The organism is Blastopirellula retiformator (genome assembly GCF_007859755.1).
Taxonomy (GTDB): domain Bacteria; phylum Planctomycetota; class Planctomycetia; order Pirellulales; family Pirellulaceae; genus Blastopirellula; species Blastopirellula retiformator.
Genome location: NZ_SJPF01000007.1, coordinates 120,283 through 134,754 on the forward strand (window position 1 = coordinate 120,283; position 14,472 = coordinate 134,754).

At 58.9% G+C, this 14,472-nt stretch carries 8 protein-coding genes; 6 read left to right on the plus strand and 2 right to left on the minus strand.

What is annotated here, in order from left to right; genetic code table 11:
* Positions 1-55: 55 nt before the first annotated feature.
* Entirely contained in the window at positions 56-1,582 is a 1,527-nt protein-coding gene (locus Enr8_RS24115; RefSeq protein ID WP_146436705.1) for an ATP-binding protein, read from the minus strand.
* A gap of 146 nt (positions 1,583-1,728) precedes the next feature.
* Complete coding sequence (locus Enr8_RS24120; protein ID WP_146436708.1) at positions 1,729-3,573, minus strand: sulfatase-like hydrolase/transferase; 1,845 nt, start codon at positions 3,571-3,573, stop codon at positions 1,729-1,731.
* 249 nt (positions 3,574-3,822) lie between these two features.
* Between Enr8_RS24120 and Enr8_RS24125 the strand changes: the two genes are divergently transcribed.
* From Enr8_RS24125 to Enr8_RS24150, 6 genes are all read left to right on the plus strand, one after another.
* Positions 3,823-6,264: a multiheme c-type cytochrome gene (locus Enr8_RS24125; RefSeq protein ID WP_146436710.1), complete on the plus strand. Its 2,442-nt coding sequence runs from the start codon at positions 3,823-3,825 to the stop codon at positions 6,262-6,264.
* Between the two features lie 50 nt (positions 6,265-6,314).
* Positions 6,315-6,989: a deoxyribose-phosphate aldolase gene (deoC, locus tag Enr8_RS24130; RefSeq protein ID WP_246120245.1), complete on the plus strand. Its 675-nt coding sequence runs from the start codon at positions 6,315-6,317 to the stop codon at positions 6,987-6,989.
* A gap of 99 nt (positions 6,990-7,088) precedes the next feature.
* Positions 7,089-7,973, plus strand: a complete 885-nt coding sequence (locus Enr8_RS24135; protein WP_146436713.1) for a carbohydrate kinase family protein — start codon at positions 7,089-7,091, stop codon at positions 7,971-7,973.
* A gap of 122 nt (positions 7,974-8,095) precedes the next feature.
* On the plus strand, positions 8,096-9,199 hold the full coding sequence (locus Enr8_RS24140; protein WP_146436715.1) for a glucose 1-dehydrogenase: 1,104 nt from the start codon (positions 8,096-8,098) through the stop codon (positions 9,197-9,199).
* A 131-nt stretch (positions 9,200-9,330) separates the two neighbouring features.
* Positions 9,331-11,526 carry an FdhF/YdeP family oxidoreductase gene (locus Enr8_RS24145; protein ID WP_146436717.1) on the plus strand — a complete coding sequence of 732 codons (2,196 nt, stop codon included), beginning with the start codon at positions 9,331-9,333 and terminating at the stop codon, positions 11,524-11,526.
* A 105-nt stretch (positions 11,527-11,631) separates the two neighbouring features.
* Positions 11,632-14,265, plus strand: a complete 2,634-nt coding sequence (locus tag Enr8_RS24150) for a M1 family aminopeptidase (RefSeq protein WP_146436719.1) — start codon at positions 11,632-11,634, stop codon at positions 14,263-14,265.
* The last annotated feature ends 207 nt before the right edge of the window (positions 14,266-14,472 follow it).

The following is a 14,472-nucleotide window of genomic DNA, read 5'->3' on the forward strand; positions in this document are numbered from 1 at the left end:
CCTGCCGAGATCGATACGTCTTCCATTTCGGCAGGCACGGCCTGCCCTACGTCGACTACATCACCGCGAAGTAGTTCTCGACCGCAGCGTCGAACCGCTCTTTCGACAGTTCGAGCGGTTCTTTCTCGAACAGGCAGAGATTGCGAACCTGTTGCAGCAAGTCGCGCGGTTGGCAACAGCGATAGGGGCGGTTGACCGTTTCGTAGTGCGTCTTCACGACGTAGTCGATCACGTCGGGGCGATGCTCAAAGCCCATCAACGGGCACATGATCTTGAACAGTTGGCGGAATTCCCCTTCGGACGGATCGGCGACTTCAATCTTGTACGGAATACGCCGCAAAAACGCGTCGTCGCACAGATCTTTCGGCTCCAAGTTGGTCGAGAAGATCACGAGCTGATCGAACGGCACCTGGAGCTTTTTACCGTTGGCCATGTTCAAGTAGTCGTAGCGCTTTTCCAGCGGCACGATCCAGCGATTGAGCAGTTCGTCGGTCCGCATCCGTTGACGACCAAAGTCGTCGATCACCAGCGTGCCGCAATTACTTTTCAGCTGGACCGGAGCTTCGCTGATGCCGGTCGCGGTGTTGAACGTGATTTCGAGATTCTCCATCGTCAATTCACCACCGACGATGATCGTAGGGCGTTTGATGCGGACCCAGCGGCGATCGAGTTTCGCGCTATGCAGCAAACCGTTCTCTTCAGGCAGCGGCGCCTCTTCGTGATTGCTCGGATCGAATAGCCGCAAGATTTCGCCATCCAGGCCGATCGCCCGCGGAATCCAGATGTGTTGGCCGAAAGAGCGAGTGACCCGCTCGGCGATACTCGTCTTGCCGTTACCCGGCGAGCCATACAGGAACAGACCGCGGCCGCTGTTGATGGCCGGCCCCAAGCGGCGGAACATATCGGGATTGATCAACAGATCTTCAAACGCCCGGCGGAGATCGTCGATGCTGGGATGTTGCTTTTCGAGCGACTGCGCTTTGACGCTCTCGATGTAATCCTTCAGCGTCACCGGCGCTGCGCCAAAGTAGGTGCAGTGCTCGGAGTAGCGTTTGCCTCGCTCTCGGCCGAGATCGGTCGGGTAGTAGACGTAGTCGTTGGCGACCGTCGTGTCTTTGTAGACGACCAACTGGTCGTACTTCATCTTTCGCAGCTGCTCTTCCAGAATCAGAAACGGCAGCTTCAATTGATCGGAAATCTGGCGACCGCTCGCTTCGCCGCGCGAAACCAGGTACTTCAGCGCCAGCGCTTCGATCTCGGTATCGGTTAGCCCCGCTTCTCGGGCGGTGGTTGGCTCGCGCGGGATGTACGAGTCGAGCGGCTCGTCATCTTCCGGTTCGTGAGCCGTGGGCGCACTTGTCGGCGAGGGGGCCGCTTCGGCGCGATCCCCTTTCGCCATTTTGTTCAAGCGATCTAGCAGCGAGTCGAGCTTCTCGTCCGCGCCAACCGATTCGTACTGTTGTACCGGTTCATGGGCTGGCGCCGAGGCCGCCAAGTCCGACCAGGGGTCGTTTCCCTGGTCCGAGGAACCTTGTTTGCCTGCGAGTCGCGCTAGTAGGTCGTCCGCCGGGGTATTCGCCATTTGCCGTATCGCCGAGAAGAGATGAAGAGGGACAGAACCGTGGGATTCACCCGAAGTTTAGGTCCTCTCGCGGCGGGGTCAAAAACGGAGCCCGCGACTTGCTCGAAATTGGCGTAATCGTTACCACCATAACGGCGGCGAACGCATCAATCGCCCAGAATATGTCCAACCAAACGACCGCAATACGACGACACTCGCCCCGGCACATCCTTGGCCTTGGTCGGCAATTCCTTGAGTTGCGGTTTCAGCGGATCGGCGATCTCACTCAGTTCATCAATCGCGTTCAAAGCGAACATGGCCGAGTAGACGCCGCTGTCAGCGATGTTGGCCGAATCGATCAACACCTGCAGCGACTTCTCTCGATCCTCAGGCGAACCATACTGGGCCAGCGTTTCGGCGGCGACGACGCGGGGACCATATGCTTTGTCCTGCAGCAGCGTTTGCAGTTGGTCGGTCGTCTTGTCGGCGGCCGTTTGTCCCAGCATCAAGACCCCCAAGGCGCCCCAAAAGCGGATGGCGCTATCGTCGGCCTGCAGGTCCTTTTGCAGGGCCGGCAGGTTGTCGGCCTGCTTCATCGACGCCATCTCGGCGGCGGCCTGGATCTTTTTCAGGGGGTACTTGGCGGGATCGTGTCCCATTTCGTAGGGCGAAGACCCTTCGCTGCGGGAGTGGATTTCTCCTTCCGGCAGAAAGCCGAGATCGCGGATTTCAAGCTGCCAATCATGGATCACGGTGCGCATCTTTTTCAGCGTTTCGGCATGCTCCGGATTGCCGGCCAGATTGACGACTTCGTCTTTGTCGCTCTGCAGGTCATACAACTCTTCCGGCTGACGCGGTTGCCAGAAGGCGGACTGCACCGGGTTGGCTTCTCCATTGAGGAACATTTCGTGCCAGATGCGGGTGGTCGGCGTTTCCATCTGGTACCACAAGATCTGCCCATGCGGCTTGTACGGCAGGAAATTGCGGACGTAGACGTACCGGCCGTCGCTGCACGAGCGGACCAGATCGTATCGTTCGTCCATTCGCCCGCGGAAACCATACATGTACGGCTTGGCCGGCTTCTCTTGCTTGCCCATGAAAGGGACGCCCTGCATCCAGTCGGGCACTTTGACGCCGGCCAGGCTGAGCATCGTCGGCGCCAGGTCGATAAAGCTGACCAGTCGCTCAGAGTCGCCGCCGACCTGGTATTCGCTGGGCGCCAGGGCTTTCCATTTCTCGGGCACATGCACGATCAGCGGCACCTGCAAGCCGGAATTGAGCGGCGTTCGTTTGCTGCGGGGCATGCCGCTACCATGGTCGCCCCAGTAGAGGACGATCGTATCTTCGGCCAAGCCTTCTTCGTCTAGCTGCTTCAGGATGCGACCCGCTTGCTTGTCCATCGTCGTCAGGTTGTCGTAGTACTGCGCCCAGTCTTGGCGAACTTCAGGGCGATCAGGATGGTACGACGGCACCGGCGCTTCGGCAGGATCGTGCACCGCGGTATGCGGGCGACTCCGAATCTTGCTTTCGTGGCTGACGGTGAAATTGAAGACCGAGAAAAAGGGCTGTCCTTCCTGGCGGCCGCGCCAGTGCGCCTTGCCGTTGGATTGATCCCAGACCTTGCCGGTCCTCTTCAGGTTGTAATCTTCTTTGCTGTTGTTGGTGCAGTAATATCCCCGCTGTCGCAGATAGACCGGAAACATCTTGAACGCCGCCGGCAACACGCTCTCGCTTCGCATGTGCTGTCCGCCGATGGCCGGGGGAAAAATGCCCGAGATGATCGTCGTGCGAGCCGGGGCGCAAACCGGCGCGTTCGACCAACAGTGGAGGTACTTCATCCCCTTGGCGGCCAAAGCGTCTAGATTGGGCGTGTCGGCGTACTTGTCGCCGTAGCAACCCAGGTGCGGACCATTGTCTTCGCTCGAAATCCAGACGATGTTCGGCAGTTGTTGATCCGCCAACAACAAGGCGGGCGAGACGAGTAGGAGGGCGAGAGCGAGCAGTTTGCGCATCGTGATTGCCTGCGGGTGCGAAACGGGGAATGCGAGAAAGGGCGGCAGACGAAACCCTGTCATACCGCTAACTTGATGGGCATAGCCGGCGGCGAAAAAAGGTGGGATTTGGGCGAAAGAGGGCAATTTAGCTCCCCTTCACTCGATTTCTTCGGTATTTTCGCCACTCTTCTCGGCGAGAGCCAAGCGCTATGCTAATGATGATAGTGGAAACCGCCCCCATTTTTCCATCTTTTTCTGATAAATCGAATGTCCTCTCGTTTGTCGATCTTCCGCCGAATTCCCCTGATCGCGATTCCCTTTCTGGTCGCTCTGCTACTGGGAAGTTTGGCGCTGGCCGATTGGTATTGGGCGATTCCGACCACCCGCCAAGCGACCTATGTCGGACGCAACTCGTGCAACGAATGTCACCAGACCGAGTTCAACGACTTTGTCGGCTCGTACCACGACAAGGCGATGGCCCCAGCGACCGAAGAGACGGTGCTGGCCAATTTTGACGATGCCGAGTTTACCCACTTCGACATCACCTCGCGGATGTTCCGCAAAGACAACAAGTTCTTCATCAACACCGAAGGCCCCGACGGCAAAATGGCCGACTTCGAGGTGAAGTACGTCTTTGGCGTCGATCCGCTGCAGCAATACATGGTCGAAATCGAACCGCCGACGCCTGGCTCTCCCGCCGGCTCGATCGGGCGCGTTCAAGTGCTGCGGATCTCGTGGGATACGAATAAGAAGGCATGGTTCTATCTGCCGCCTCCGGATGTCGACGAGAAACTGGCGCCCGACGATCCGCTCCACTGGACCGGCGTCGCCCAAAACTGGAACCACATGTGCGCCGACTGCCACTCGACCGATCTGCACAAAAACTTCGACCTGGCGAGTAACAGCTATCACACGACCTTCTCGGAGATCGACGTCAGCTGCGAAGCGTGTCACGGTCCCGGTAGCCTGCATGTCGAGCTGGCCAACAACTACTCGCTCTTTTGGGATCGCAATCATGGCTACGGCCTGAAGCGGCTCAAAGGCGAAAGCAACGTGCCGCAGGTGCAAGCTTGCGCCGATTGCCATTCGCGGCGCCGGGTCGTTTGCCCCACCTACGAGCGCGGCGACACCTATTACGATCAATTCTCGAACGGACTGATCATGCCGCAGACCTACTATTGCGATGGCCAGATCCTGGACGAGGATTACGTCTTCGGTTCGTTCCTGCAAAGCAAGATGTACCACAAGAACATCCGCTGCACCGACTGCCACAATCCCCACTCGACCCAGGTAAAGTTTGAAGGGAACAAGCTGTGCACTTCGTGCCATCAGCATCCCACCGCCAAGTACGACAACGAGGCGCATCACTTCCACAAGATGGACGGGACCGGCGCCTCGTGCGTCGAGTGTCACATGCCCGAGACGACTTACATGGAAGTCGACCCGCGGCGTGATCACAGCATTCGCGTTCCGCGGCCGGACTTGTCGGTCGCGCTCGATACGCCCAACGCCTGCACCAAGTGCCATCTCGACCGAGCGAAGATCTCCGACGAGAAACGCGCCACCTTGAAAAACTATGGCGAGTGGATGACCGCCGCCCGCAATGGCGATCAAGACGTGAAACAGGCGCTGGCCGAAGTCGACGCCTGGGCGGCCGAAGCGGTAAAAAAGTGGTACGGCAAAGATTACTCGAAAGAAGACCCGAGCTTTGCGTACACGCTGTCGGAAGCGTGGCGCGAAAACCCGGCCAGCTTTCCCAAACTGATCGACCTGGCCCGCGACCAGAAGCAACCGGCGATCGTCCGGGCGAGCGCCGTCACGCAACTGGGCGCCTATGCTGATCAGCCCGAAACGGCCCGCGCCGTCAAAATGGCGCTGGCCGATTCCGATCCACAGTTGCGCAGCGCCGCAACAATTGTCGCCGAGTTCCTGACGCCGCAAGTGATTCCCCGGCCCGAGCTGCTGAAGCTGCTGATGAACAAGCTCGACGATCCGACCCGTTTGGTGCGGACCGACGCCGCCAATGCGCTCGCCGGCACGCCGATCGAGTTCCTGAGGCTCAACGGCAAAGAAGCGGCGTTCGAAGTGGCGCTTGGCGAACTGAAACAGTCGCTCTTGCGTAACGCCGATCAAGCAGGCGCCTTGCTCGCCCTTGGTGCGCTCTCAGAACGAATGGGAGACGACGTCTCGGCGGAGAAATGGTATCGCGAGGCAGTCCGCATTCAGCCGAACCTGACTGGCCCCCGATCGAACCTGGCCGAGCTACTAACCCGCAAGATGGCGCCGCAGCGGCAACAGTTCCAACAACTGGCCGCCAGCGGACAGCGCGACCAGGCCCGCGCCATGGCCGAACAATTGGCGATTCGCGACTTTGAGATCGCCAGTCTCCGTGAGGAAGAGCTTGAGAACCTAGGCCGCGACGCATCGCAGTTGCCCAATGTCGCCTCGGTCCAGTATCGCTACGGCTTGGCCCTTTACCAGGCGAACCAACTTGCGACCTCCGAAGCGGCGATCGCCCGAGCGGCGGAGCTACAGCCCAACTCGGTCACCTTCCTGACGGCGCTCGTTCGCTTGCAGCAGAAACGCGAGAAATGGGCCGAGGCGAAACAAACGATCGAGACGCTGCGCAAGCTGCGCCCCGACGATCCCGGACTGGCCGAGGTGGAGCAAGAAATTCTTCAGCAGCGACAACCGGACGATCAACGTTAGAATAAGTGGATCGTCGTTTCGCAACTTCTGGAATGGATTCGCCCGTGACCATGACTCGCGCTCAAGTGCTGGCCCGCATCGACCACACGCTGCTGGCGCCCAACGCCACGCAGCTTCAATTGGAAGACGCCTGTCTGCTGGGACATCATCTGAAAACTGCGTCGGTCTGCATTCCTTCCTTCTTCACCGGCCCCTGCGCCCGGATGTTGGCCGACTCGCCGGTGAAAACTTGCACGGTGATTGGCTTTCCGCATGGCAACCATCCCTTGCGGGCCAAGCTGCATGAAGCGGAGCAAGCACTGGTCGAAGGCGCCCAAGAGATTGACATGGTCGTCAATATTAGCGACGTCAAAAGCGGGCACTGGCGACACGTTCGCAAAGAGATCCTGCAATTGACGCAGATGACGCACGACGCTGGCCAGAAGATCAAGGTCATCTTCGAGAACTGCTATCTCTCGCAGCTCGAAAAGATCAAGCTATGCCAGGTCTGTAACGAGGCGAACGTTGATTGGGTCAAAACGTCGACCGGTTTCGGCAGCAGCGGCGCGACGCCAGACGATGTGGTCCTGATGCGCGAGCATTCTCGCAGCAAGATCAAAGCGGCCGGCGGAATTCGGGACCTGAATTCCTTTTTTCAGTATTGCCAGTTGGGCGCCGATCGGATCGGGCTGAGCCGTACGGCGGCGATTCTGCTGGAATATGACGCCCGCTTTCCTAGCGAATAACAGACGTAAAATCGTCGTTTCCGCTGGGCGCACGCCGGCGGATCCCTAGACTGAAGCTATATTGCAATCGACGGCTACCTGCGGAAAAGCGACAACGCGATGACAGATTCTCGACCCGTAATTGGACTTGGCGAAATTCTTTGGGACTGCTTTCCGGACGAGCGTCGTCCCGGCGGCGCTCCGGCGAATTTCGCCTTTCATGCGAAACAACTCGGACTGCAAGGGACGGTTCTCTCGCGCGTCGGCGTTGATGAGCTGGGCGACGAGTTCCTGCAGTATCTCGCCAAACATGGGCTGAGCGACCAGTACGTGCAGCGTGACCCCGATCACGCTACCGGCCAGGTTCGCGTTGAGTTTGTCGATGGCGACCCCAATTACACGTTTGTCGATGATGTGGCCTGGGATCACTTGGAGTTCACGCCGGAAACGGCCGTATTGTGCTCGAAGGCGGCGGCGATCTGTTTTGGCACGCTGGCCCAGCGCAATCGCAACAGCCAGGCGATGATCTACGATTGCCTGCGAGCCGCACCGCACGACGCCTGGAAGATCTACGACATCAACCTGCGTCCCCCCTGGTTTGCCAAAGAAACGATCGAATCTTCGCTGGCGCTGGCCAACGCGCTAAAACTGAACGAAGACGAAGTCCACTATCTGGCCGAGAACTTTGGCCTGCCTGCCGAAATCGAACCCTTTGCGGCGGAAGTTCAAAAATTCTTCGGCCTTAATGCCGTCTGCATCACCCTGGGGGGCGATGGCTGCCTGGTCGCCCGCGGCGAAGAACAAAGCCGTCAACGTGGCGTGCCGATCGAAATTGCCGATACCGTCGGCGCCGGCGACTCGTTTACCGCAGCGATCGCCCATGGACTGGTCCACGAAAAACCAGTTGCCGCCATGGCGGGGTTCGCCAACCAGATCGCGGCGCTGGTCGCTTCGCATGCTGGCGCCATGCCCGATTTACGGGACAAAATCGCGGAAATCTGCTGAGAAATCGCCCTAAACGAAGGGCGGGGCCTACTTTTCGATCGGCCGCTCCCTTTGGTACGATGAGCAGTCTTAGCCGCACCCTAGCGGCGTCGCTCGCACCATCTGATGAGAGTAACTCACCAATGAAGGCAGTCGCGGTCACGCCCGGCACTCCCAACAGCGTCCACCTGGAAGATATCCCCATGCCGTCGCTCGACCAGTTTCCGAAAGGAAACGGGGTCTTGGTGAAGGTGCTCAAAGTTGGCGTTGATGCGACCGACAAAGAGATCAACGAAGCGCTGTACGGCGGGTCCCCTCCCGGGGACAAGCACTTGGTGCTCGGTCACGAATCGTTTGGCATCGTCCAAGAGGTCGGCCCGAACGTCACTCGCATCAAACCGGGCGACTACGTCACCGCCACGGTGCGTCGTCCCGGCGGATCGATCTACGATCAGATCGGTACGTACGACATGACCAGCGAAGAGACCTACTACGAGCGCGGCATCAACCTGCTGCACGGGTATCTGACCGAGTACTTCGCCGACGAAGAAGATTACATCGTCAAAGTGCCGGTCGGCCTGAAGCACCTGCACGTGCTGATGGAGCCAATGAGTTGCGCCGCCAAGGCGATTCATCAGGTCTACGAAGTTCAGCGTCGCATGAAGGTCTGGCGTCCCGAAGTCGCCTGGGTGATGGGCGCCGGTCAGATCGGCTTGCTCTCGACCTTGGTTCTTAAACTTCGCGGCCTGCAGGTTTATACGATCGCCCGCGCTCCGGGCCCGCACCTGAAGTCGGAAATCGTCGAAGGCCTGGAAGCGACCTACGTCAGCTCGAGAGAGACCGACCTGGAAGAGCTGGTCAAAAAGACCGGTCGCCCGCAGCTGATCGTCGACGCCACCGGCAGCAGCCGCATGGCCTTCGAAGCGATGAAGTACCTCGGTCACAACGGCGTGTTGGCCTGGACGTCGATCACCGGCGCCAACGTCATGCACGAATTGCCGACCGACAAGCTGAATATCGAATGGGTGCTCGGCAACAAGTTGCTGCTCGGTTCGGTTAACGCCAACCGCGAGCACTTTGAACTTGGCATTCGCGATCTGGCCCTGGGCGACGTCACCTACCCGGGCGTCCTCGAGAAGATCTTGACCAACCCGGTCGATGGTCTCGACAACTACAAAGAGATGATGCGACTGTTGGTCGAAGACAGCTCGGCCCTGAAGGTCTTCGTCAACGTCGCCGAAGGCTAGGCGACTGCGACAATCGGAATGATCCAACGCTCGGCCAATCGCAAATCGCCGAGCGTTTTTTTTGTCGCTATTCTTCGCGTCTGCTATGATTCGGGCAACGCTTCCCCCTTCCCTACCCCACCACAAATATCATGCGCAAACTATCGAGCGGCGGCGGTTGGCAAGCCATCAAGTACACCTTCGCCAAAGGTCGCCAGGCGGGCGGCATCTGGAAGCTGTGGAAGGCGATGCGCAGCAAGAATGCCTGCAAGACCTGCGCTCTTGGAATGGGCGGTCAAAAGGGAGGAATGGTCAACGAACTGGGGAGCTTCCCCGAGGTCTGCAAAAAGTCGCTGCAGGCGATGGTCGCCGACATGCAAGGCGCCATCAAGCCCGAGTTTTGGCAAACCTACAGCGTGGCGCAGCTCTCCAAATTCACGCCGTATCAGATGGAACATAGCGGCCGTCTGACGCAGCCGATGCTGTACGAGCGCGACGCCAACAACTATCGCCCCATCGAGTGGGACGAAGCGTTCCGCCGCATCGCCGACAAGCTGAAGAGCCTGCCGGCCGACGATACGTTCTGGTACTTCAGCGGCCGCAGCTCGAATGAGGCGGGCTTTTTGCTGCAATTGTTCGCCCGGATCTACGGCACCAACAACGTCAACAACTGCAGCTACTACTGTCACCAGGCAAGCGGCGTCGGATTGGCGTCGACTGTTGGCAGCGGCACCGCGACGCTCGTGCTGGAAGACGTCGAACATGCCGACCTTGTCTTCCTGATCGGCGGCAATCCCTCTAGCAATCATCCGCGGCTGATGTCGACGCTCAAGCATGTGCGGCGTCGCGGCGGCGAGGTGATCGTCATCAATCCGGTCGTGGAAACCGGGCTGGTCAACTTCCGCGTCCCCAGCGATCCGATCAGCTTGCTGTTCGGCACCAAGATCGCGACGCAGTATGTGCAGCCGCACATTGGCGGCGACCTGGCGCTGCTCAAAGGAATTGCCAAGCAGATCGATGAACTTGGCGCCGGCGACGTGAAGTTTCTGACCGAGCATTGCGACAACAGCGAAGCCTGGCTGGCCCACCTGCGCGACTTAACCTGGGAAGAAATCACTACTAAGTCAGGCGTTAGCCGCGAGCAGATCAACGACATCGCCGCCCGGTACGCCAAGGCCAAGAACGTCGTCTTCAGCTGGACGATGGGCATCACGCATCATGCGCATGGCGTCGACAACGTGCAGGCGATCGCCGCCTTGGCCGCAATGCGCGGGATGGTTGGTCGGCCCAACGCCGGCTTGATGCCAATCCGCGGCCATTCCAACGTGCAAGGGATTGGTTCGGTCGGCGTGACGCCGCAGTTGAAGCAAGCGATCTTTGAACGCCTGGAGTCAAGCTTCGATCTCAAGCTGCCGACCACCACCGGGCTCGATACGCTCGCCTGCATGGAAGCGGCGCATGATGGCCAATTGAAGATGGGCTTTTGCCTCGGCGGCAATCTCTACGGCTCGAACCCCGATCAAAAATATGCGGCGGCGGCGCTAGAGCAACTCGACATGCTCGTCTTCCTTAGCACGACGCTCAACACCGGGCATGCCAACGGTCTGGCGAAAGAGACGCTGATCTTGCCGGTGTTGGCTCGTGACGAAGAGCCGCATCCGACGACGCAAGAGTCGATGTTCAACTACGTGCGACTTTCGGATGGAGGTCCGGCTCGTCTGCAAGGCCCGCTCAGCGAGGTCGAGGTAATTGCCCGGATCGCCAGCGATGTGCTGGGAGACGCTGGCCCGCTCGACTGGCGATCGATGCAAGACACCGGCAAGATTCGAGACGCGATTTCGAAGGTAGTTCCCGGCTTTGAGAAGATCGAAACGATCGACAAGACGAAGCAGGAATTTCAAATCTCCGGGCGAACCTTCCACACGCCGGTCTTCCCCACGCCAACCGGCAAGCTGCAGCTCTTCACGCATGAGATCCCTCGGCTGAAAGGAGAATCAAACCAATTGCGTCTGATGACGGTTCGCAGCGAAGGGCAATTCAATACCGTCGTTTATGAAGAGCAAGATATTTATCGCGGCATCGATCGACGTGATGTGATTTTGATTCATCCTGACGATTGCCGCCGGCTCGGACTGAGTGACGATCAGCAGGTCGAGATCGCCTCTGACATTGGTTCGATCCGCGGATTTCGGGTGCGGGAATATGCAGATATCCGCCCTGGGAACGCGCTAATGTACTATCCCGAAGCGAATGTGCTGGTCTCGCGACACGCCGATCCCAAGTCGAAAACCCCTGCATTTAAGGGGGTGGTCGTCGATGTGACTGCCTTGAGCGCGGCTCCGGCGTAATCCCCACCCGGTGCGCAGAATCATCGTTGGTGGGTGTACGAATTCGACTCGGCGACTAAATTAGAAGAAAGCCCCCAAACTCCTTCAAAACGTCCGAGCCAACTTATGACGCATCGCCTGATCGCGCTAGGCGTGTTCTCATTTCTTGCTTTTTTTTCTCTGTTCTCCACCGCCGTTGCTGAAGAGTATCGCGTCTGTCGCTACTGCGGCGAATCGCACGACGCGGCCGGCATGTTCGGTGTTGATCTCGAAGGAGACGGTCGTCGTTACGCCCCGATCCGTCATGTCGACGTGCTGCACATCAAACTTGACGTGACGCCCGACTTCACTAATCGAACAGTGGCCTGCGTGACGACGATCAAGTTCGTCCCGCTGCGTGAGCCATTGCGAGAGCTGAGACTCGATGCGATCGATCTGACGATTGACGGCGTTCGCGGTTCGGCAGAGATCTCCGATTTCTCGTCGACCAAGAAGGACGTGACAATCGCCTTCTCAGAACCGATCCCGGTTGGCGAAGAGGCCTTCGTCGAAATCACCCATCACAATCAACCGACCGGCGGCTTTTACTTCCGTACGCCGGAAATGGGCTATCCGGCCGACGACATCCATTGCTGGACGCAAGGCGAATCGCACTTCGCCCGGCAGTGGTTCCCCTGCTTCGACTATCCGAACGAACGTTCGACTACCGAAGTCATCTGCCGCGTTCCGGAAGCGATGTCGGTCGTCTCCAATGGCAAGATGCTCAGCAACGAAGTCGATCCCAAGTCGGGCCTGCGCGTGGTGCATTGGCTGCATGACAAACCGCACGTCAACTACTTGATCTGCCTGGTCGCCGGCAATCTCGAAAAGCTGGAAAAGATGGCTGGCGACGTTCCGCTTGGCTTTTACACGCAGCCGTCGTGGAAAGAGCACGCCGAGAACGCGTTCTCCGATACCGTCGACATCATGAACTTCTTCCAAGAAGAAATTGGCGTCGCGTATCCGTGGCCCAAATACGATCAGGTCACCATCGCCGACTTTTTGGCCGGCGGGATGGAAAACACAACCATCACCACGCTGACCGACCGCACGATCTATTCGTCGGAAACCGAAAACGTAAAGACGTCGCACAGCCTGGACGCCCATGAGTTGGCGCACCAATGGTTTGGCGACTACGTGACCTGCGTCGACTGGAGCCATCTCTGGCTGAACGAAGGTTTCGCCACGTACTACACCCACCTGTACGAAGGGCACAAGTCGGGCCGCGACGCGATGCTCTATCGCCTGTACGGCGACGCCAACCGCCGCATCCTGACGCAGACCAAGGACACGAGACCGATCGTCTGGAACGAGTACAAAAACTCGGGCCAGCAGTTTGACTATCGCGCCTATCCCAAAGGGAGCTGGGTGCTGCACATGCTGCGTGACCGGCTGGGCGAAGACCTGTTCCGCGAGTGCGTGAAGACCTACCTGGAGCGTAACGCCCTGAAGAGCGTCGCCACCCCGGCGTTGCAATCGACCATCGAAGAAGTGAGCGGCCGCAGCTTTGATCAGTTCTTTGATCAATGGGTGTATCACGCTCGCTTCCCCGACATCAAAATCAGCTACCGTTGGCTCCCCAACGAAAAGCTGGCTCACCTGACGTTGGAGCAAACGCAGGAAGTCAACGACGACGTGCTGCTGTACGCCTTCCCGGCCACATTCCGTTTTGACGGCAAGAACGGCTCGGTCACCAAGACATTTACCGCTGATGGTAAGAAGCACGAGTGGTTCGTCCCGCTCGACGAAAAGCCGGAAGTGGTTCGGTTCGATCCCAACTTCGCTCTGTTGGCTCGGGTGACGTTCGACAAGCCGAACGAGATGCTGCTCGCCCAGCTGAAGAACCAAGACGACATGGTCGGCCGCCTGCGTGCGATCGAGCAGTTGGAGAAGAAGAAATCGGATGCCGTCGTCGCCGCTTTGGCCGACGCCCTGCAGAACGATTCGTTTTATGGCGTCCGCATCGAAGCGGCTGACGCTTTGAAGAAGATCCACAGCGACAAAGCGTTTGACGCCCTGCTCGCTTCGACCGAGCAAAGCGACGCCCGGGTTCGGCTAGACGTGATCAAAGCGCTCGGCGGCTTCTATCGTCCGAAAAAGGTAAACGACTTTGTCGAGATGGTCCGCAGCGAAGCGAATCCGGCGATTCAGTCGGCGATGGTTCGTTCGCTCGGCAAGTACCATGACCAAGAGGTCGATCGCCTGCTGCAAGAACTGCTGAAGTCCGAGTCATTCCGCAACGAGCTGCTCAACGCCGCCGTCGCCGCGATCAACGCCCGCCGCGATAGCGACATGGCCGGCGCCCTGATGGCGACGATCGAGTCGCGCCGCGATGCGTTCACCACCAGCGGGTTGGCGTCGGCGCTGTCGACGCTGGCCCGGATCAGCGAGAACGAAGACGATACCTCGGCCCAACGCAAACTGCTGCTCGACCAACTGAGCGATCTCCGCTCGCCGGTCCGCGAAGGGGCACTACGGGCGCTGGGCCTGTTGGGAGACGCCGAGGCGCTCGCCGTACTGGAAACCTTCGCCGAGTCGGCCAACGAAAAGAACGCCGAGGAAGCGGCCAAGAAGGCGATCGAAGAACTCCGCTCCGACAAACCGGCCGCTCCCCGCGAGCTGACCGAACTGCGGAAGCTGATCGACGATCTGAAGAAACGAAACAATCAGCTGACCGAAGATCTCGAAACGCTGAAGAAGAAAGTTGAAGCGAAAGATTAGTCTGCGGTTGGGCGCGTCTCGACGCTCCACGAACTACCAATCAACGCGGAATTCACCATCGCGTGGTAACGCAAATTCGCTAGACGATGTGTTGCTACGCGTTTTTTCTTACTTGAGCGACAGAGCAGGCTCTAGCAGTCCGTTGATTTTCTCGACGGACTGCGTGATCGCACGGATGCGAGCCGCGAATAGCTATACTCTGAGCCT

Excerpts from the sequence above, each read along its gene's own strand:
- Enr8_RS24115 (WP_146436705.1), bottom strand. The coding sequence starts at position 1,582 with ATGGCGAATACCCCGGCGGACGACCTACTAGCGCGACTCGCAGGCAAA.
- Enr8_RS24120 (WP_146436708.1), bottom strand. The coding sequence starts at position 3,573 with ATGCGCAAACTGCTCGCTCTCGCCCTCCTACTCGTCTCGCCCGCCTTG.
- Enr8_RS24125 (WP_146436710.1), top strand. The coding sequence starts at position 3,823 with ATGTCCTCTCGTTTGTCGATCTTCCGCCGAATTCCCCTGATCGCGATT.
- deoC (WP_246120245.1), top strand. The coding sequence starts at position 6,315 with ATGACTCGCGCTCAAGTGCTGGCCCGCATCGACCACACGCTGCTGGCG.
- Enr8_RS24135 (WP_146436713.1), top strand. The coding sequence starts at position 7,089 with ATGACAGATTCTCGACCCGTAATTGGACTTGGCGAAATTCTTTGGGAC.
- Enr8_RS24140 (WP_146436715.1), top strand. The coding sequence starts at position 8,096 with ATGAAGGCAGTCGCGGTCACGCCCGGCACTCCCAACAGCGTCCACCTG.
- Enr8_RS24145 (WP_146436717.1), top strand. The coding sequence starts at position 9,331 with ATGCGCAAACTATCGAGCGGCGGCGGTTGGCAAGCCATCAAGTACACC.
- Enr8_RS24150 (WP_146436719.1), top strand. The coding sequence starts at position 11,632 with ATGACGCATCGCCTGATCGCGCTAGGCGTGTTCTCATTTCTTGCTTTT.